This is a genomic window from Indolivaga alginatilytica, assembly GCF_003201355.1.
In the GTDB taxonomy this organism is placed as follows: domain Bacteria; phylum Bacteroidota; class Bacteroidia; order Bacteroidales; family Dysgonomonadaceae; genus Dysgonomonas_A; species Dysgonomonas_A alginatilytica.
Genome location: NZ_QICL01000052.1, coordinates 1 through 16,771, shown reverse-complemented (window position 1 = coordinate 16,771; position 16,771 = coordinate 1). Strand labels below are relative to the sequence as shown.

Below are 16,771 nucleotides of genomic sequence, written 5' to 3'. Positions count from 1 at the left end.
TCTTTTATTCATGCTTCTTTTTATTGTTTTGTATAGAATTTATTCAAAGGTATGAATAATTAAATCTTTATTGTGTAAAAATAACACCTCAAAACGAGTGTGAAATCTAACTTATTTATTATCTGTATTTTTGTTTTATCGGTTTTAAATGTATCTCTATTCTTGCGTCCTTTATAATGCTTTCCACGCTTTTAAACATGGGTAGATTTTCCACTCCCGCTATCTTTAGTGCCTTGAGGGTTATGTGGTCTTCGACTAATGTCAGGTAGTCCTTTTCGGATAAACTGACATATTGGTTTAATTCACTTTTTTTCTTTGCCATAACATCACAGGTTTAAAGTAAGTGCCTCCTATCTTCACAGGTAGAAAGGCACTGATCTAATAATAAAATATAGTATTCATTTCAATCCGAAATCAGCCGGGGTCTCGCCCCATACATCGTTATTCCAATGGATAACCTGTATCTGATCGACTTGGGTACTCATAGCTTTCAGGAATATTTCCGCCTTTTTCAAGTTCGGGTATTTCTTCCTGGATGCCGTTTTCTTATTCCTTATCCAAGCCATTGCCGTTATACTGTCGGTATAAACGACCTTCGGATGGTAATCATTTTCGATGATATATTTTACTGCTTCCACGACTCCCAGAAACTCCCCTATGTTGATGGTCTGGTTTCCTATATGTTCCCGAAAGAGTTGTTCTCCTGTTCTAAGGTCCACTCCCCTGTATGATGTTAGAGAGTTCTTTATCGAGTGTGCTCCATCTGTTGCGATTCCTTCTGTTGGTCTGTTCATTTGATATAGTAACCGTCTGTTTTCATTCGGTCGATCAACTCTTTCGCCTGTGTATTGAACTCTTGTATCACATTGTCTGTATCTTCAATATCATTACGGATGGTCAGTGCCCTGATTACCCCGTCTATGGTTCGGCTTGAGGGTGACTTGCCATCTTTCGGGTCAAAGTATATCGTTTTGTTTCCAAAGGATATTCTCACCTGATATAAGGCGTTTGAGACTAAAACCGTATCGATGGTAGCTTTAAACAATGCCCGTATTGCCGATACAACGACATATCCGTTGCCCTGATGCATGGCTTTTAGTTCTACGTTGTATAATTGGTTTGGAATGATTGTGCCTTTTAGTTCTTCTGAGAGTACACATATTTTCTTTCCGTATATTGAGTTCTCACGGACTCCTTTCAGTTTTTTAGTTTTTGAATGACGGGAGACAAAACCTATCAGTTCTCCCGTTTCTTCCGATTTCGCAAATTTGATCTGCGATGTTTCCAGTGCCATACTTTATCTATCTCATAGTAAAATCTATATCGCTCAATTAATAATCTAATTATCACTCATTTTCACTTGTATACTAAGACAAATTTATCTTATAAATACGTCCGAACCAAATAATTTTGATTTTAAGTTTTCCTTAAAAACCGCATTATATATAGACTTTTGAAAACTTTTACCAGAGTCTTTCGTCTTGTGAGAAATGGCTGAAACGTTCATCTGTTGAGGAGGTTGAGCTGTTGCCGTAGCACTTCCAGTATCTATAGATTCGATTATTTACTCTGTCACGATAATAAATATCGTCATGTGATAAATATTGTACTCCCTGATCGGTATTCGGGTTAATAAATGTGGCACAATCCGGGATATTGGGATTTGGTCTGGCATACATGTTTACTTTTTCGCTGCCACTAATAAAGATATTATGAATCCTGATTGCAGGGTCACTGTCATATTTTATGGCAAACTCTGCAAAATCATATATGTCTGTTTCAACCATGTTACTAAAATGGACGGGGGCATCCGCTTTTAGCCGTTTAAATGCATCCACGATAACCGGACGGTTTCTTATTTCTTCAAGCCTTTGTTTTGTAACACTGTTCTCTGTCGCATATACGACCCTGAACCCGTTTCGGGTGGAATCAAGTACCATAATATGCTCGACTATTTCCCTGCTTGCGTTAATGCTGTCATCCATCGGGTCAGGCTTTTCTCCAAAGCATTCCTTTAAAAGCATTACAGCAACTATTATTATAAAAAATAGCTTCGGGGCTAAGGCCAGAAATGCTGCTGTTTGGTAATTTTTTTCGTTGATACTGTACTTCATAATCTTTACTTTCCTTTTTATGTTGATTTACAATCATCACAGATTCCTGCATTCTTCCTGTATTTGTATTTAGTTACTTTACTCCCACAGGTATTACAGTTACATTTCTTATTGATGTGTTTTGAATATACAACTACTTCGATGGAACTTACGGATATATTGTATTTCCGGGCTAATTGCATTACAATATCCTGTTTAAGCTGCTTAGATTCAACGGATAACTTTTTGAACTCAGCTTCTATAAGATATGCTCTGGTTCTGATGACATCCAGTACTCCATATTCGTTTAATTGTTGTAAGTTTTCTTCGTCCTGTTTTAATAGTAGTGAAAGCTCTTTGAGTTCCTGTGGGGTAAGTTTTGTTTTCATTGCATGGTGTTTGTTGACTGTTCTGATTCTTTTTTCATACCTGATATTAAAGCCTTGTAACCTAATATCAATTAATACTAAGGGATATTGAGGCGATTAGTTTAGTATGTTAAAGTGATTTTTTAGCGTATGACAAGTTTGCTACATCATTCTGATATGTGTAACTTCGTAAGGTTTAATTAATTCAGGTTATGAATCAAATGGTTATTGGCTGCTGGTATTCAGCTATATATAAGAGTGAATTTCGTATTACTTTTCAGGTACTTGCCCTCGACGGGAAATCGGTATCGTTATGCCGTGAGGATGGGGCTATCGTGGATAGTTTACCTTCGGGCTATGTGTCTCTTGTTGATCATGGGGATTGTAAACCGGAGAATAGTCGAGTTATAGATTAGTAATCGGGTGAAGTAAATTCGATAGTTTCGGCATCAATCATTTTTTTGAAGTAAGGTATTATTTCCTCTATGGAATTTACTTCTCTTGTATATGGATAGAGTTGCAGGAATTCCAAAAAATGATCTTCTACTCCTTGAATAAGTTTTTCCCAGTCAGGATGGATATAATCTGTTTCATCTAATAATAAAACCATTTTGTCATCGACTTGAAAGGAACGCATATCATAATCCCAGTGTGATATACAGGTAATCTGTTTACCATTTATTGTTTCTTGCTTATATACTTTCATATTTTTCTATTTTAAATTTCACATTGCTCCGCAATTCTCCCCGAATGCTCCTGCGGGTAATAACCATAATTCTGTTTCGGGTATAATAATAGGTAGGTCATAATTGTAGCTTGTGGCTAATTCGGCTAATTCTTTTGTTATATTTTCATAGACTTTTCCGGAATCAATTAATTTCCGTAGACTGCAAGAACGATTTATCGTACACTTGAATTCATCCTCCAGGCTTATAACTTCTGCGATTTGAACCGGACTAATTCTAGCGGCACTGGCAAACTGGTTTTTATTGCCGAAGATGCAAAACTTACAACTACAACGACCCCAACCCATATAATAACAAGGGTGTACGCGTACCCTGTATTTTTCGATGATTGCCCATACCTGTGCTTCTTTCCAATCACGTATCGGACGGTGACGGTCAACGTGTCGTATAAATTTTCCATACCAATTAGCCCTGTCAGGCTCAAATATGGCATAGTTAGCCCTTGCTGCTGATTCTTCACCCCGTTCACCCGAAAGTACTAAGGTTCTGATGCCTCTGAAGCGTTTAAGATTGCGTATTGCTGCTGTACAAACGTCTATTTTCAGGTAGCTGCTACACCAGCGTACACTTAAATCGGTTGATTGTTGCGGGAACTTACGTCTTGTGCCTAGTCCTCCCTTAGTGCCACCAATCTTAGAAATTGTAAAATCTGATTCTTCAAAACAGGTTGGGGCTGTACGGCTGTTTTCCCTTAATAATTCTCGTTTAAATCCTCCTTCTTTCCATTGAAAGTAAATCTTTACTCCAAAAGCTTCGGCGAAACGCCTGCAATAATCGGGTGTTATTTCCCAGTCGAAGAAGGTCCTGTCTCTTCCGTCAATATCCTGGTGCCATAATTCTATCTTTTCTTTGGGGATGCCATTATCGAGCAGGTATAAGAAAGTTGCGGTTGAGTCTTTGCCTCCCGAGAATGAGACGATATATTTGTCATAAGAATGCAGATCAAAGTCAGGATATGTTTGCGTTGCTGTCATTGAGTAATTGCTGAATTTCTTCGACTTTCTTTCTAATCGCCTTAGCAGGAATTAAATTGCCGAATATTAAGGCTACATCTGCATCATCCATAGTGCTGATTTTTTCTTGTAATGCATCAACGCCGGCTACAAAGAAAAGAGGCATTAAAAATGCCTCGTTCATCAGATCAGTGATTCTTTTATTGATTGAATCTTTTTTTGCCATATCTCTAGTAGTTAATGAATCGTGTGAAGTATTCCTGATAATTAATACCGTTATCGTTAATTATTGCTGCAAATTCATCCGGAGTATATTTTTCCACACATAGGTCTTGTTCTTGGTCTGCTTGATAATCTGCGATTATTTCTTCATCGGTAGCGTTACGGTCAAAACGCTCTTTAGGAAAGAGGAATACGCAAAGAGTTTTTGGCATCGGTTCTTCTTCTCCGGAAAGTTCTAAATATCTCTTCCAGAAAGTAATTAACCAATCAATATTGACGGCTTGTAATGATATTTCATCCTGAAAGCCGGCTGCTTTATCATAAACAATACAGTTGCCATCTACCCTGTCCATATCCACCATCTGGTATTTCCTATAGAATGGGGCACCTTTACTGTTTACTTCTTCAACAAAAACGGTATGGGGCAATAGTCCTTCGGGTATGTTCTTTATACCGCATATAGAATCAATTACGTTTTTTGTGACTAATGTCAGTTGTTCATTTAGATTTATTGCATTTTCCATAATTATTTTCCTCCTAAATTTTTAATTACTAACCGGGCTAGTTTGTTGTCTGGTAGTGACAGTGATTTTTTGTTTACATAAAAGAATATACTATTATCGATAGCTTCAAGGTTTGCTGCGTCATTGCCTGTTAACTTGCCTTCGTTTTCGTGAATGAATTCGTTTAGTTCTTCTACACTTATTACAGCCCCATCCATATAACCGGGTACATCTATAGTACGAGTAGGATAAATTCTGTTTTGGAATGTAACAGAACTAAATTCAATCTGTGGCTTTTCTTTTAACTGTTTGCCACAAACAGGACAATAGTGAAAATGATTTCCTTTTCCTGTTACAGAACGCCATATGGAACAATTAGAGCAGTCATCTTTTTTTATACATGTTGGTAAAACGTTGAAATCATCATACCCACTCATATCAGATAGTCCCATATTATAAGCATTAAGTTCTCCCACAGTATTGAATTGACGTTTATGTATTTCTCCACTATGTTCTGATACCCATTTTTTTGATGGTGGTTTGCCTGTTTTTTCGTAATGATTTACAGTCTCTTTTCTGAGGAGTACTGTTGATTTTATTTTCATTCCGTTACTTTTTTGTTATGATAAATTCTACCTTCGATTTAATACTGATATACTGAGCTTTTGCATATGGGGTATCATCTTTCTTAATTTTACAGCCATGTACAGGATGGATTTTTCCACTTCCATAGACACGAAATTCGGTAACAACCCATTCTTCGGATTGAATTTCGGGATTATTGAGGTATGAAATAATATACCTTTCGTTTAAAACAAATCCTTGTTCAGCAATATATTTTGTTTCGGCTTCATAAACACGTTCGCTACTTTTTAGCTCTTCTATATTAATAACTTTACGAAAAATTAATTCTGCCTCTTGAATTAAACAGATTTGTTCTTGTTCACTGAAGAAAATTCTGTTATGATTGAGCATTTTATAAAATTCACCCAGATCAAATACCTTTTCGTAGGTGACTTTGTTTAGTGCTTCGATACAAAGTCTCAAAGCTTTTAGCTTTTCTGTTTCTACACACTTTTCAAATAAACGCGAAAGCCATTTTGTTACAAATTCAACATCTACCTCTTTACGCAACATCTTAATTTCTGCTATTCGTCTTCTTGAATTGTCTTGATGATCATTCATATAATTATAAATTTATTTTTTTTGTAATTGGAGTGGTTGGGGACTCAAAAATGTAAGTGGAACAAAGGGAAAATCGTATTACATTTTCTACATTTATAACTGATGTTTCCATCGTCATCGAATGTTTCTTTATCACCTATAAAAAACTCTTCTCTACAGCCCATACAATGTGTGTGATTCAATAACAGATATCCCGTGGTATCAAACTTGATATTGGGAAAATAATCGAGTGCTTCTTTGTTGGATTTAAAGTGTTGAATCTGTGTTTCGCCAGCCAGAAAAATATATCCGTGAGGTTCGGTCTCTGCTTCCCATGCGATAACTACTCCTTTATCCATCTTTTTATTTCTGTTATATTTTATATTCTTTTTTGAGTTTTCTCGCTTGCCCGGATGATATTATAATTCTAATCTTTAAGAATTGATTTATCTGCCAATATCACTCAGGAAAATGAATGCTTTTGTATAGTCAGCCAGCTTTCGCTTTATTACATCTAAAAGTTCTTTATGGTCGGTATCGTGTGTGATATCATGTAAGAATGAATCCCCGCCTCCATAATAGGAGAATATAATTAGTTTTGCATCAAAAAGGTCGATACGGGTAACTCCCCAGGTAACGCTTCTGTCCTCGTCAAAAATGAAATCGTATTTTTCACCGACTCTTAGTTTGAATAAGAGTTTAGCAAACTCTTCAAGTGATTGCTTTAAGTTAGTTTGACCGATTTTACCTGTTTCTTGATTTTCTTGTTCCGGTTTTTCCCTGATATTATTTTTCATGTCTATATCTAATTGATTTTAATTGATACTGATTTGTATTGAAGAATAGCCTAGTAAAATAAAAAGGGTTTAAACACATTAGTGTTTTAAACCCCTCGTTATAAAAAATATTAGCAAGTATTTTAACAAGCTACATCTACTTCTTTTGCTTGGTCTTCTGTATTTGTAGCTTCTGTTATAGCTTCCTTAGCCTCCTGCAATGTGTTGCATTCGATATACCCGGCAGTATAACAAACTGTTTCTGACAGGAATGAATGGGCATATATTTTCACATCGTTAAATGTTTCGAGCAGTCGTACTCCCATATATAGGTTGAGTTGTTTACCTTTCATTCCTTTCTGTATTTCCGGCTTAGAGAACTGTGGGTCATTATCGGACACCATTTTTTCGAGCCATGTTTTATGGAAAGTTCCGATAGTGCGGTTAAATACAATGGATGGCTTTATCTGCATTGGTGTTCTTCGGGTCATTATCAGTCGGTTGTAGGTATTATAGCCATCCTTGTCGGCATAAAATCCTACATAACAGTCACCGATCGCCAAATAGGTGTATTTCCTATGGTTGTCTTTGAGATCACAGTAAGTAGTTTCTGCTCCAAAGAATTCTTTGGGCAGTCCTGTTTCCATTACAAAATCACTGAGGTAATGAGACGGGACATATTCATCCAGTTTACGCTTTCCATTCCAGTCATCTATTACCAGATAAGCTTTGACTGCTATATCATATGTTATAAGATCATCACGGACATCTTTAATGTTGTATATACTGTCTTCAATGACTATATCTACGATCTCCTGAGTCTGGAGTTCTTTGGGCATGCTACTGAACCAACGATATTGCGTTGCATTTTCCATGCAATAGCCGATAAAGTCGGGTGTCCATATTTCAGGGGCAAATTTTGGGCAGTTGTATTCCTGATGCTTAATAATGACTTTACATATATCCGTATCGAATTTGGAAACATCAAAGAACGAATACACATTACTAGCCCTCTCTCCATTCTTGCAAGCAGCCAGTGCTACAAGCAGTCTCTTTTTGGTATGGTATTTCTGCGGTAGATCGCGAAGTTTTTCTGGCCAGCGCTGAAGAATAATATCGACCATCCTGTCATCCATAAGCTCAAACATAAGATTTTTTACCTCTGTATTCTTGTTTTGCCAATTGCCCCAGAAATCGGACTCATCGTTCTTATCGGAAAGCATGGCCTGTGTCAACAGGTAGTGATCTAATTTTTCTATGGGTACGGCGGTAATTTTCTTTCTTGCCATTGCCAGATAGTATTCTCTGGTTTTAAACCTGGCGGGGATAAGAAAATCGATATCCGTTACCTTCATGGATGATTGGAACAGTCCGATAAAGAAATCCGCAGTTTTAACTTCGGCGGGTACATAATAAAGGAGTACCTGTATCATCCTAAGTTCGTTCCAATTATGGCTACGATTACTTGAAGAGTGGGCACTGTACAGTGAACGAACACCGTCATAAACTGCTTTCTGATCCCAACAATGTGCCGGGACTAACGGCAGGAAATGGATGTAATTACTTGCCGCTACCAATAAGCCATACAGCATTTCGGTTGTACGCTTGTCTTGGGGGACATGCCTGTAATTGCTGCTGTCCTTTTTGAATGCGGTATCGCATATTCTTTGAGAACGGGTATCGACCGGTATGTTTAGCAGGTTAAAACCATAGTATCCACCTTTTTCTTCGCTTTTTTGGATAACCTTGTTGATATTCTCCTCGGTCTTATACTTATCGGTCAGGATATTAAGCATTTTGAGGTTTCCTTCTTCGATTCCTGCCATCCAAATCTCATGTGTAATAAGTTCATCGGGAAGGTTATTAATGGCTGAGTATACGTCCGTATATTTTTTTTGCTTTTCTTTTAATTCTTCCATGTTTTTTATTTATTGATAATGAATAAATTATGCTACTATCTTTTGTTGTCCCCAACTGATGTTGAATTTACCTTCGTCGTCCTGCTCACGGGTAAACAGAGAGTCGATAATTGAAGTGGATACGCCGAATTCATCGAAAACGGCTGATTCTTCGGTTACTTCTCCTGTCTGGATAAAGTCGTTCAGCCGTTCTTTTGTCAAAATCAACGCCATAATGTTCTGCTCGATAGAGGATGCATAATTGACAAAGTGTACATTGGTGTGCCCTTCGGAATCGAAACGGATAAAACGGAAGTAGAATTGTTCCATCCGGGGGATGTTCCATTGAAGCGATTCGAGAATGACCTCATTACATTCGGGAATGTTAATAGAACTCTTCAGGCTTTGCTGTGTACACAATAGGATACCATCATCAGTGGCTTCAAACTGGCGGATAAGTTTTTGCCTTCTTCTGAACGATACATCGCCCTTGATGACGAACAATTGCCTGTGTGCAAAGGTTTCCTTGAAATGAGCTTCGTAATATTCGAGGGCTTCGATCGAGGTAGTGCCTACGGCAACACGTTCTTTGGTATTGCTTATCATGTTTTGTATATACAATACCTTTTGAGGCAGGCTGTCGCCACAATAGCCGGGCATCAGGCTGGGAACAGAACAGGCTTTGATAAGCAATTGTATCTGCCGGACTATTTTCAATGCAGATTCTTTTCGTTGGTCGTCACCACAATTGAAGTATAGATTACAGATAGATAAGAAATCGGTAATTACTTTTTCATATACTCCCAATTCACCGATTGCCGGATCTATAGAATGTGTGTGAACAGTATATTTATGCCCTGCAAATTCTTTAAACTTGCGTGTAATGATCGTTCGTTCTATAATATCCCACAAAGCCTGCTTATTGTAGACATCCTGGTTCTGTTTCTCAATGCCAAAGACGGTGGCTTTGCCCGGGTTAAAGCAGGCTTTGAATAGGTAAGCCCCGCCGCGGGCAGGAAACGGTTTAAGATAATAGCTGTTTGTTTTGCTGCATATGGTCCGGTCGTCATCCTGATAGTAATATTCGGGACAGTGACACATAAACAATACCGAACTGTTATACAATAAACGGAACTGGGAATATAGTTCGCTAATATAGTTACGCGTAGTAGTACCTGTACCCAGCATTTTGTACTTGGCTCTTCTGAATAACCGTAGGGTTCGTTTGGTGCGTAAGCTCTGGTCTGAAGTAAGTTCGTCGGACTCATCGAACAACAAACAGACTTTCTGCGAACGTTCTTTCATAAACTGCTTTATTGCATCGTCTACTCTACCGAGCATGGATACAGAGACAATGACAAATTTGCCCTCGGGGATGTTTTGCATATCTTCGGGGCGGGTAGCAAGGATATAGTCTTCGTTATTATACTGGAGAAAATTTTCCCAAGTCATATGCAATGCATTGGAAGGAGCTACGATAACTACATTTTTGACACGTCCGCGGTGTAGCTGGTATTTGCCGAAGTGGTAAAGAACGGCTGTCTTGCCGGAGCCTTGTTGCCAGTTGAGTAAAGAATAGCGTTTCTGGAACAACAGCCCTGCATCGTATTTCTGTAGGTCGGAGAACCGGCACTCTTTCTGTTTCACTCAGTACATCATGCTCGATGAAGAAATTAAGAAGTATTGCAACAGGCACCGTATGTTTCTGGAATTGCTTGAAGAGGGTTTAAAAGCCAAAGTAGAGGTAAGGCATCACAAAAAATACAGGGAGCGTCTGGAGCAGGAGGTTTACATAATCGAATCGACCAATAATGTAGACTATTTCCTGATACAGTGGGATATGGTAAAGGAAGCCCGAAAACGTAAGATTGCTGTCGGTATCGGACGGGGTTCTGCAGGTGGTTCGCTCGTATCCTATTTATTGGGTATTATTTCAATCGACCCGATAAGGTATGACCTGATCTTTTCACGCTTCCTTGTTCCCGAACGTTGCGGCCTGAACTGGGTGGATGACATAACGGTTATCGGTCAGGATATGCATGTAGGTAAGGGAGAAAAGGTAATCGAGGTAAATCTGGAAGACAGGCAGGTTGTTTTCTACGGCAAGGCAGAGCTTCGCATTATCAGGGACGATAAAGAAATGACCGTATTTGCCTACAATCTTCAACCGGGGGATGAAATACAGTTCGATAACAGGGACTTATTGTGGACACTTAACGAACTGCTTAAATGAGGGTATCGAAAGTGAAAATAAAAGTGGCTGATGGTGACCGTAAAGTGACAGACTCCTTTGTAGATAAGGGGCTGAAGCTGGGCGGTCACTCGGCATTGCCCGACGTGGATATCGACTTTGCCTCGGACAGAAGGCAGGAGATTAAGGAATATCTGGAACAGCGATACAATATAAACGGAAAACAGCGGGTGTTCTCGGCAGGTACGTTTTCGAGTATGAAACTAAAGGCTGTACTCAAAGATGTGGCTCGTGTGCATCGTGTGCCTGTCAATATCGTAAACTACATTACTGCCATTTTTGACGATGACAAAATGGGATGGACGGAACTCTTTCAACTGGCAGCAGTCAACAAGAAGGTTAGGGGATTTATACAGAGTTACCCTGAAGTGATAGAGGACATCCGTACACTGATGGGGCAACCACGCTCGGCTTCTATCCATGCATCGGCTATTATTGTAACCCCTGACACCAAAGACGGTGAGACAGCCGAATGTTTCGACTTCCTTCCTATTCGAAAGATGGATAACCTACTCGTATCGGAGTTTGACGGCTATGCGGTGGATGATATCGGTTTGCTCAAAGAAGACGTACTGGCGACAAAAGAACTTGCCAAACTCGGTTCTGTTATCCGGATTGTAAACGAAACTTACAACAAGGATTACAGTATAGAGAGTATCACGCAAGATGAAATAAACGATTCCAAAACTTACAGCCTGTTATCTCAGGGGTATACCCAGAATGTTTTTCAGTTTGCCAGCCGTGGAATTACCCGTTTTATTATGGATGTCAGACCCGATTGTATAGAAGACCTGATAGCTATAAATGCTTTGTTCCGTCCAGCAACATTGGAAATCGGTGCAACGGATGATTACATACGCTACAAGCATGGAGAGGTGGCTCCCGTCTATAACTTCGGAACGTTTGAAGCTACCAAAAACACCTTTGGTATTATGACCTATCAGGAACAGTTTATGTCGATAGCTCATACATTAGGAGGATTTGACTTGGGTAAGACCGACTATTTGCGGAAAGCAATCGGAAAGAAAAATGCAGAACTGATGGCTACCCTCAAAGACGATTTTATTAGCGGTGCCATGAAAAACGGTTGCCCCGAATATGAAGCTCAGGAGATATGGCATAAGATAGAAGTGGCGGGAAAATATTCCTTCAACCGCAGCCACGCTGCCGCTTATTCTCTTACATCCTATTGCGGAGCATGGCTCAAGGCAAATTACCCTTCTGCATTCTATACGGTTGCCCTGCAATGGGCAGACGATAAAGAGATACCTATGCTGATGTCGGAAATGGAGCAGTGCAGTAATGCCAGGATCGTACCACCGGATATCAATGTTTCCGAAGTTCAATTCTTTACGGATTATGACTCAAACGAAATCTTATGGTCACTGACCCGTATCAAGATGGTCGGCATTAAAACAGTCGATTACATAATTGAAGAGAGAGTCAAGAACGGAGCATTTACTTCTATCGAGAACTTTATCCACCGGATATTCAAATACAAGCTTAAGAAGTATCAGTACTGGGACGACCCCGACAATGAGGAGGAAGCGGGACGTGTGCCTGTAAACGCAAGGCACATAAAGCACCTTATCCTGTCCGGATGCTTTGACAAGACAGAACAGGTAAAAGCAGTTACCGACAGGTACACTATTCTGGAGAAAGCAGCTTTTGAATTAGGCTTTAAACTGTCAGATGAAGAATTCCCATCAGATCAGGTTTCACACCATTACTTCTGGTCGATGCAGCAGATAAACCTTTCGGGAATAGGCTCTATCGATTATCGAAGGATTTATGATAGTTCCAAAGCACGGAAAGAAATCAAAGGCAAAGCAAGCTATATGACAATCAGGGACGCTATGGATTTGGATAATGAAGGAAAGCGGATTGCGGTTTGCGCTACGGTTATCGAACTGGACGAGGTAAGTTATAAAGACAAACAAACCGGGGAAAAGAAAACCTTTTGTAAAATCAAGCTACAGCAGAATAATGACCTGATGGAACTGATTTGTTGGAGCGAGTTTTATTCCGCTAATCGTAAATTGATCGGTTCGCTCAAAGACAAAATCATAATTGTATCGGCTGTTATCAAATACAGCGATTACAACGGGGCGAATAGTTTGAATACTTACAATACATCCATTTTAGACAAATTATAGGTCTCAGACCTTTTTTATTGCTTTGTTAAGCACAACAGCAATAGTTTGTTACAATTCGAAAATATATCATTAAATACTTTCACTTACTTAATTATGGCAGCACCACAGACAGAAATAAAAATATATACAGGGATAGGGCTTGATTTTGAAACCGGAGGTCTGGACTCCACCAAACACGCCTGTACCCAATTGGCGATGCAAGCCGTAAGGCTGGACACATGGGATGTGACAGACCGGTATGTGAAATACATTACTCCGTATAATAAGCAGCAGATCGGAGGTCCCGCTAAACGAAAAGTACTTAAAAACAAGCGGGAACTGGAAGAGGAAAAGGAAGCTGAGCAGATGGAATATGAGCAAGCTGCTTTAGTCTATTCGGGTATCACAATGGAGATGCTTTTGAACATGGGTGTCGATCTGAAAGAAGTGGCAACCGAAACGATAGAGTTTGTCAAGCGAAACACATTGAGTAAAGGGGCACAATGCAAGCCCATTTTAATCGGACAGAACATAACCTTTGACGTAAGTTTCTTACAACAGTTGATGAATTATGCAGGATTGACAAAGGAATTTGAAAAAGTATTTGCAGGTACGAAGGATTTCTATGGGAACTTTCAGCCTCACTACATAGATACCATCGATCTTGCACGGCTGTGTTATGCGGATGATGCTTCCGTTACTTCGTACAAACTGGAACTGATAGCGGAACGCTTGGGGATTGAACTCGATGATGCACATGATGCGGATGCGGACGTTACGGCAACCCTGAATATTGCAAGGGTATGCTCCAACCGGTTAAGGACTAATGCGGGTGGCATGGGAGTCAGTATTCAGAAGGCAGAGAAAACAAGAAACTATTTTAAAATCTAAGACGATGGAAGAAAATAACATTGAACAGGAGGAAACGGTTTCGTTTAAAACAAGTGAACTGATGACATACGGGGTACTGGGTTATGACGGCAATGAGATGATGTGTGCCATTACAGGCTACGATCTTACTATTGCCTTTAATATGAGGCTGATCAATTCGCTTGCCGATGCCGAGAGTTGTGCCGATGCATTAGCCGATGTATTTTATCAGGCACTTATGGAACAACTTATTGCACGAAATGCTGATTTTATAAAACCGGAAACACAGCAATAAGCTATTCTTTAATAAAGATCAAACCACAATGGAAAAAGAACAGACACCGGATAAAACCAAAATAAAACTGACCGAACAAGAAGAGCAATTCTGTTTCCTGTTCGTCTATGGGAATCACGAGTTTGCAGGACAGCACACCAAATGCTACATGGAAGTATTCGGGGAAGACTCAAAGAATATGTCGGTAAAGAGCCATCAACTAATGAAAGAGGTTCATATACTCGCCCGAATAAAGGAACTGTACACTACTTTGCAGAATGAAACGGAGAACATAGCTATTAAGCTACAGGTTGCCGAGACGCTAAAGGCAGTAATGGAAGAGACTTCTACGGCTCAGTTTTCGGATAAGTTCGGTGTCTGTCTTTCTCCTGCTCCACTCAGGGCGGTTTCGGTAAATGCTGCTAAGGCGTTGATGGATTTATTTCCGATAAAACACGTACAGGAATCGAAACTACGGATTGAAGGCAGTGACGGAAATGTGATTTTTAATGTGATCGTTCCCGAAATAAAAGCCAAAGATGAAGAGAAGGATTAAGATCAAACGAAGTACCATAGAAAGGGCAATCTATATGCTGATTGTAATCGGACTGGTTATCTATGGGTTAAAAGACAGTGAAGTATCGGTAAAACTAATTCACGCCGTAATGGAAGCATTTTCAATTTTATTCAATATAGTATGACAAAAAATTTCAAAGAATTCGTAACCAATAACTTCAGATCATTAATCGTTATCCTCTCTTTTATTGTGACCATGTATGTGCAGCATATAAACAATACGGCTCATATTCTCGCTCTGGAGGAGAAATGTACCAAGCTTGAAGTTAAGATACAAGACCAGTATGAACGTATCGATGCTATAAAACTGGACAAAGCTGTTTTTGAAGTGACTATGACTCAGTTTACTTCCATACAAACCGACCTGCGGGAAATGCGTAATGACATAAAGGAACTGCTAAAGACTAAGAGGTGATAATAACTATAAAAATGAGATAAAGGATGACAAATGAATGTGGTCGAATAAGAATTGTTCCGTCTGATAAACTGACGGATTTAAAGCTTTCCGAATTGGAAGGAAGAACAGGTATGGTGATAGAAAACCTGACCTGTAGTGAGCGAAAGAACAAAGGCTATATGGTTCGCTTGGACGTACCTTTTTTTAGAAGAACTAATCTGGTTTATACCTATTGAATCGGTAAAGAATGATGAATAAAATAGTATTGGCACTGGGGGGGATAGTGATCTGCCTGTCGTTAACCGTGCTGTTTCAGTATGAAAGGAACAGGCAGTTATCGGATGAAAAGAACAGGTATAAATCAAATACCAACTCCTTGCTTTCGGATATAAAACGATTACAGATTGATTCTACGACTATGGCTGTAGATACTAGAGTGTTAAGGCTTACAGTAGATGAACTTGAAGATAACAGGGCAGAGGATCTGGAGCATTTGCAAAAATTGGGTGTACAGGTAAAAAGCTTACAGGCTTTAGCTAAACATAGCCTTGACGTAAATGCTCCCATCCAAGCCGAACTTAAGGATTCCGTAGTTATCCGTGATACGGTAACGGTAGTGGTAAAGACGATCAAAATGGATACGCCTTATTTACAGGTTTCAGGAGTTATAGAGAACAATCAGCTAACAGGGAATATTCATCTTCCGGTAACTTTGCATCAGGCGGTTTGGGTAGAGCATAAGCATCGATTCTTATGGTGGAGGTGGGGAGTGAAGGCAATACATCAGACTATAAGCAGTGATAATCCGTATGTGGAGATTGGGTATTCGGAGTATATTACGATTGAAAAATAACTATATCTTTGTGCGAATTTTTTAAATAATAAATAATATGAAACAATTGACAGACAACTTAGCAGGTTTATTTGCTGAATTTACTAAAGACGCAACGCAACAAGTAGAAAATGGAAACAAGGCAGCCGGAACACGTGCAAGAAAAGCATCATTGGCAATCGAGAAAGCGTTGAAGGAATTCAGAAAAGCGTCTGTAGATCATAGCAAGAAGTAGATTATCACAAGCTTTTGATAAGGTGAAAGCATTGAAAAAATAAAGAAGAGTTTTGTATGTTATAGAAAAGGAGTCATCAGAAGATGGTTCCTTTTTTTATAATAGAGCTAAAGGATCGCCAATCCTATTGCAATTTTTTTAAATTTAAGCTGATCCATTCATAGACCCTTGACATTTTTAGAAGCTCTGTTCCAGCACATGAATATCATGCTATCCCGTCGATATTTCTTTCCAGATGCCAATAATATTACGTTAATTAATATTAACTAAAATAAATTAATTTAAAACAAACAACATATAAATAAATAATTTAGATTTGCATTAATTCAAAAGACACATATTATTAAATCACAATAGTATAAAAAACATATATACAAGGCTATTAATCTATTATTAAAACAAACCTAATAAAGCACACGTAACAAACCTTTAATTTTCAAATAAACACAAAATAACAATCGGAGTCAATTAAAAGATT

25 protein-coding genes and 1 pseudogene are annotated in these 16,771 nt (G+C 38.9%); 11 read left to right on the top strand and 15 right to left on the bottom strand.

Going from position 1 to position 16,771, the window contains the following annotated elements:
* Window positions 1-118: 118 nt before the first annotated feature.
* From CLV62_RS20955 to CLV62_RS20935, 5 genes are all read right to left on the bottom strand, one after another.
* Window positions 119-322 (bottom strand): hypothetical protein, encoded by a 204-nt coding sequence (locus CLV62_RS20955; RefSeq protein ID WP_110312725.1) that lies wholly within the window; start codon window positions 320-322, stop codon window positions 119-121.
* A gap of 76 nt (window positions 323-398) precedes the next feature.
* Window positions 399-794 (bottom strand): ribonuclease H family protein, encoded by a 396-nt coding sequence (locus CLV62_RS20950; RefSeq protein WP_110312724.1) that lies wholly within the window; start codon window positions 792-794, stop codon window positions 399-401.
* Window positions 791-1,294, bottom strand: a complete 504-nt coding sequence (locus CLV62_RS20945; protein ID WP_110312723.1) for a hypothetical protein — start codon at window positions 1,292-1,294, stop codon at window positions 791-793. Before CLV62_RS20945 ends, CLV62_RS20950 begins: the two co-directional genes overlap by 4 nt.
* A gap of 169 nt (window positions 1,295-1,463) precedes the next feature.
* Window positions 1,464-2,114, bottom strand: a complete 651-nt coding sequence (locus CLV62_RS20940) for a hypothetical protein (RefSeq protein ID WP_245904158.1) — start codon at window positions 2,112-2,114, stop codon at window positions 1,464-1,466.
* Window positions 2,115-2,131: 17 nt separating this feature from the next.
* Window positions 2,132-2,482, bottom strand: coding sequence for a hypothetical protein (locus CLV62_RS20935; protein ID WP_110312722.1), 351 nt, complete (start codon window positions 2,480-2,482; stop codon window positions 2,132-2,134).
* 191 nt (window positions 2,483-2,673) lie between these two features.
* Between CLV62_RS20935 and CLV62_RS20930 the strand changes: the two genes are divergently transcribed.
* Window positions 2,674-2,877: a hypothetical protein gene (locus CLV62_RS20930; RefSeq protein WP_110312721.1), complete on the top strand. Its 204-nt coding sequence runs from the start codon at window positions 2,674-2,676 to the stop codon at window positions 2,875-2,877.
* Here the strand turns inward: CLV62_RS20930 and CLV62_RS20925 are convergent.
* The 10 genes from CLV62_RS20925 to CLV62_RS20880 form a co-directional block, all read right to left on the bottom strand.
* Complete coding sequence (locus tag CLV62_RS20925) at window positions 2,874-3,167, bottom strand: hypothetical protein (protein ID WP_110312720.1); 294 nt, start codon at window positions 3,165-3,167, stop codon at window positions 2,874-2,876. The genes CLV62_RS20930 and CLV62_RS20925 overlap by 4 nt on opposite strands.
* Before the next feature lie 18 nt (window positions 3,168-3,185).
* Window positions 3,186-4,181: a phosphoadenosine phosphosulfate reductase domain-containing protein gene (locus tag CLV62_RS20920; protein WP_110312719.1), complete on the bottom strand. Its 996-nt coding sequence runs from the start codon at window positions 4,179-4,181 to the stop codon at window positions 3,186-3,188.
* Complete coding sequence (locus CLV62_RS20915) at window positions 4,156-4,386, bottom strand: hypothetical protein (protein WP_110312718.1); 231 nt, start codon at window positions 4,384-4,386, stop codon at window positions 4,156-4,158. The genes CLV62_RS20920 and CLV62_RS20915 overlap by 26 nt, the downstream gene beginning before the upstream one ends.
* Before the next feature lie 4 nt (window positions 4,387-4,390).
* Complete coding sequence (locus tag CLV62_RS20910) at window positions 4,391-4,906, bottom strand: hypothetical protein (RefSeq protein WP_110312717.1); 516 nt, start codon at window positions 4,904-4,906, stop codon at window positions 4,391-4,393.
* A gap of 2 nt (window positions 4,907-4,908) precedes the next feature.
* Entirely contained in the window at window positions 4,909-5,490 is a 582-nt protein-coding gene (locus tag CLV62_RS20905; RefSeq protein ID WP_110312716.1) for a hypothetical protein, read from the bottom strand.
* A 4-nt stretch (window positions 5,491-5,494) separates the two neighbouring features.
* Complete coding sequence (locus tag CLV62_RS20900; protein ID WP_110312715.1) at window positions 5,495-6,070, bottom strand: hypothetical protein; 576 nt, start codon at window positions 6,068-6,070, stop codon at window positions 5,495-5,497.
* A 44-nt stretch (window positions 6,071-6,114) separates the two neighbouring features.
* Complete coding sequence (locus CLV62_RS20895; RefSeq protein ID WP_110312714.1) at window positions 6,115-6,408, bottom strand: hypothetical protein; 294 nt, start codon at window positions 6,406-6,408, stop codon at window positions 6,115-6,117.
* 87 nt (window positions 6,409-6,495) lie between these two features.
* On the bottom strand, window positions 6,496-6,846 hold the full coding sequence (locus CLV62_RS20890; protein WP_110312713.1) for a hypothetical protein: 351 nt from the start codon (window positions 6,844-6,846) through the stop codon (window positions 6,496-6,498).
* Window positions 6,847-6,968: 122 nt separating this feature from the next.
* Window positions 6,969-8,744 (bottom strand): hypothetical protein, encoded by a 1,776-nt coding sequence (locus CLV62_RS20885; RefSeq protein WP_110312712.1) that lies wholly within the window; start codon window positions 8,742-8,744, stop codon window positions 6,969-6,971.
* A 27-nt stretch (window positions 8,745-8,771) separates the two neighbouring features.
* A complete protein-coding gene (locus CLV62_RS20880; RefSeq protein WP_110312711.1) occupies window positions 8,772-10,370 on the bottom strand; it encodes a helicase-related protein in 1,599 nt (532 codons plus the stop codon).
* A 10-nt stretch (window positions 10,371-10,380) separates the two neighbouring features.
* Between CLV62_RS20880 and CLV62_RS22420 the strand changes: the two are divergent.
* From CLV62_RS22420 to CLV62_RS20835, 10 genes and pseudogenes are all read left to right on the top strand, one after another.
* Window positions 10,381-10,710: pseudogene (locus CLV62_RS22420) on the top strand (PHP domain-containing protein); the annotation flags it as partial.
* A 242-nt stretch (window positions 10,711-10,952) separates the two neighbouring features.
* Entirely contained in the window at window positions 10,953-13,130 is a 2,178-nt protein-coding gene (locus CLV62_RS20870; protein ID WP_110312709.1) for a helix-hairpin-helix domain-containing protein, read from the top strand.
* 93 nt (window positions 13,131-13,223) lie between these two features.
* Window positions 13,224-14,000, top strand: a complete 777-nt coding sequence (locus CLV62_RS20865; protein ID WP_110312708.1) for a 3'-5' exonuclease — start codon at window positions 13,224-13,226, stop codon at window positions 13,998-14,000.
* A 4-nt stretch (window positions 14,001-14,004) separates the two neighbouring features.
* A complete protein-coding gene (locus CLV62_RS20860; protein ID WP_110312707.1) occupies window positions 14,005-14,274 on the top strand; it encodes a hypothetical protein in 270 nt (89 codons plus the stop codon).
* Window positions 14,275-14,302: 28 nt separating this feature from the next.
* Entirely contained in the window at window positions 14,303-14,809 is a 507-nt protein-coding gene (locus CLV62_RS20855; RefSeq protein ID WP_110312706.1) for a hypothetical protein, read from the top strand.
* A complete protein-coding gene (locus tag CLV62_RS21845) occupies window positions 14,793-14,954 on the top strand; it encodes a hypothetical protein (protein WP_170120122.1) in 162 nt (53 codons plus the stop codon). The genes CLV62_RS20855 and CLV62_RS21845 overlap by 17 nt, the downstream gene beginning before the upstream one ends.
* Entirely contained in the window at window positions 14,951-15,244 is a 294-nt protein-coding gene (locus tag CLV62_RS20850) for a hypothetical protein (RefSeq protein ID WP_110312705.1), read from the top strand. The genes CLV62_RS21845 and CLV62_RS20850 overlap by 4 nt, the downstream gene beginning before the upstream one ends.
* 26 nt (window positions 15,245-15,270) lie before the next feature.
* Entirely contained in the window at window positions 15,271-15,462 is a 192-nt protein-coding gene (locus CLV62_RS20845) for a hypothetical protein (protein WP_110312704.1), read from the top strand.
* Window positions 15,463-15,473: 11 nt separating this feature from the next.
* Window positions 15,474-16,079 carry a cell division protein FtsL gene (locus tag CLV62_RS20840; RefSeq protein WP_170120121.1) on the top strand — a complete coding sequence of 202 codons (606 nt, stop codon included), beginning with the start codon at window positions 15,474-15,476 and terminating at the stop codon, window positions 16,077-16,079.
* 37 nt (window positions 16,080-16,116) lie between these two features.
* On the top strand, window positions 16,117-16,293 hold the full coding sequence (locus CLV62_RS20835) for a histone H1 (RefSeq protein ID WP_110312703.1): 177 nt from the start codon (window positions 16,117-16,119) through the stop codon (window positions 16,291-16,293).
* Window positions 16,294-16,771 lie beyond the last annotated feature (478 nt).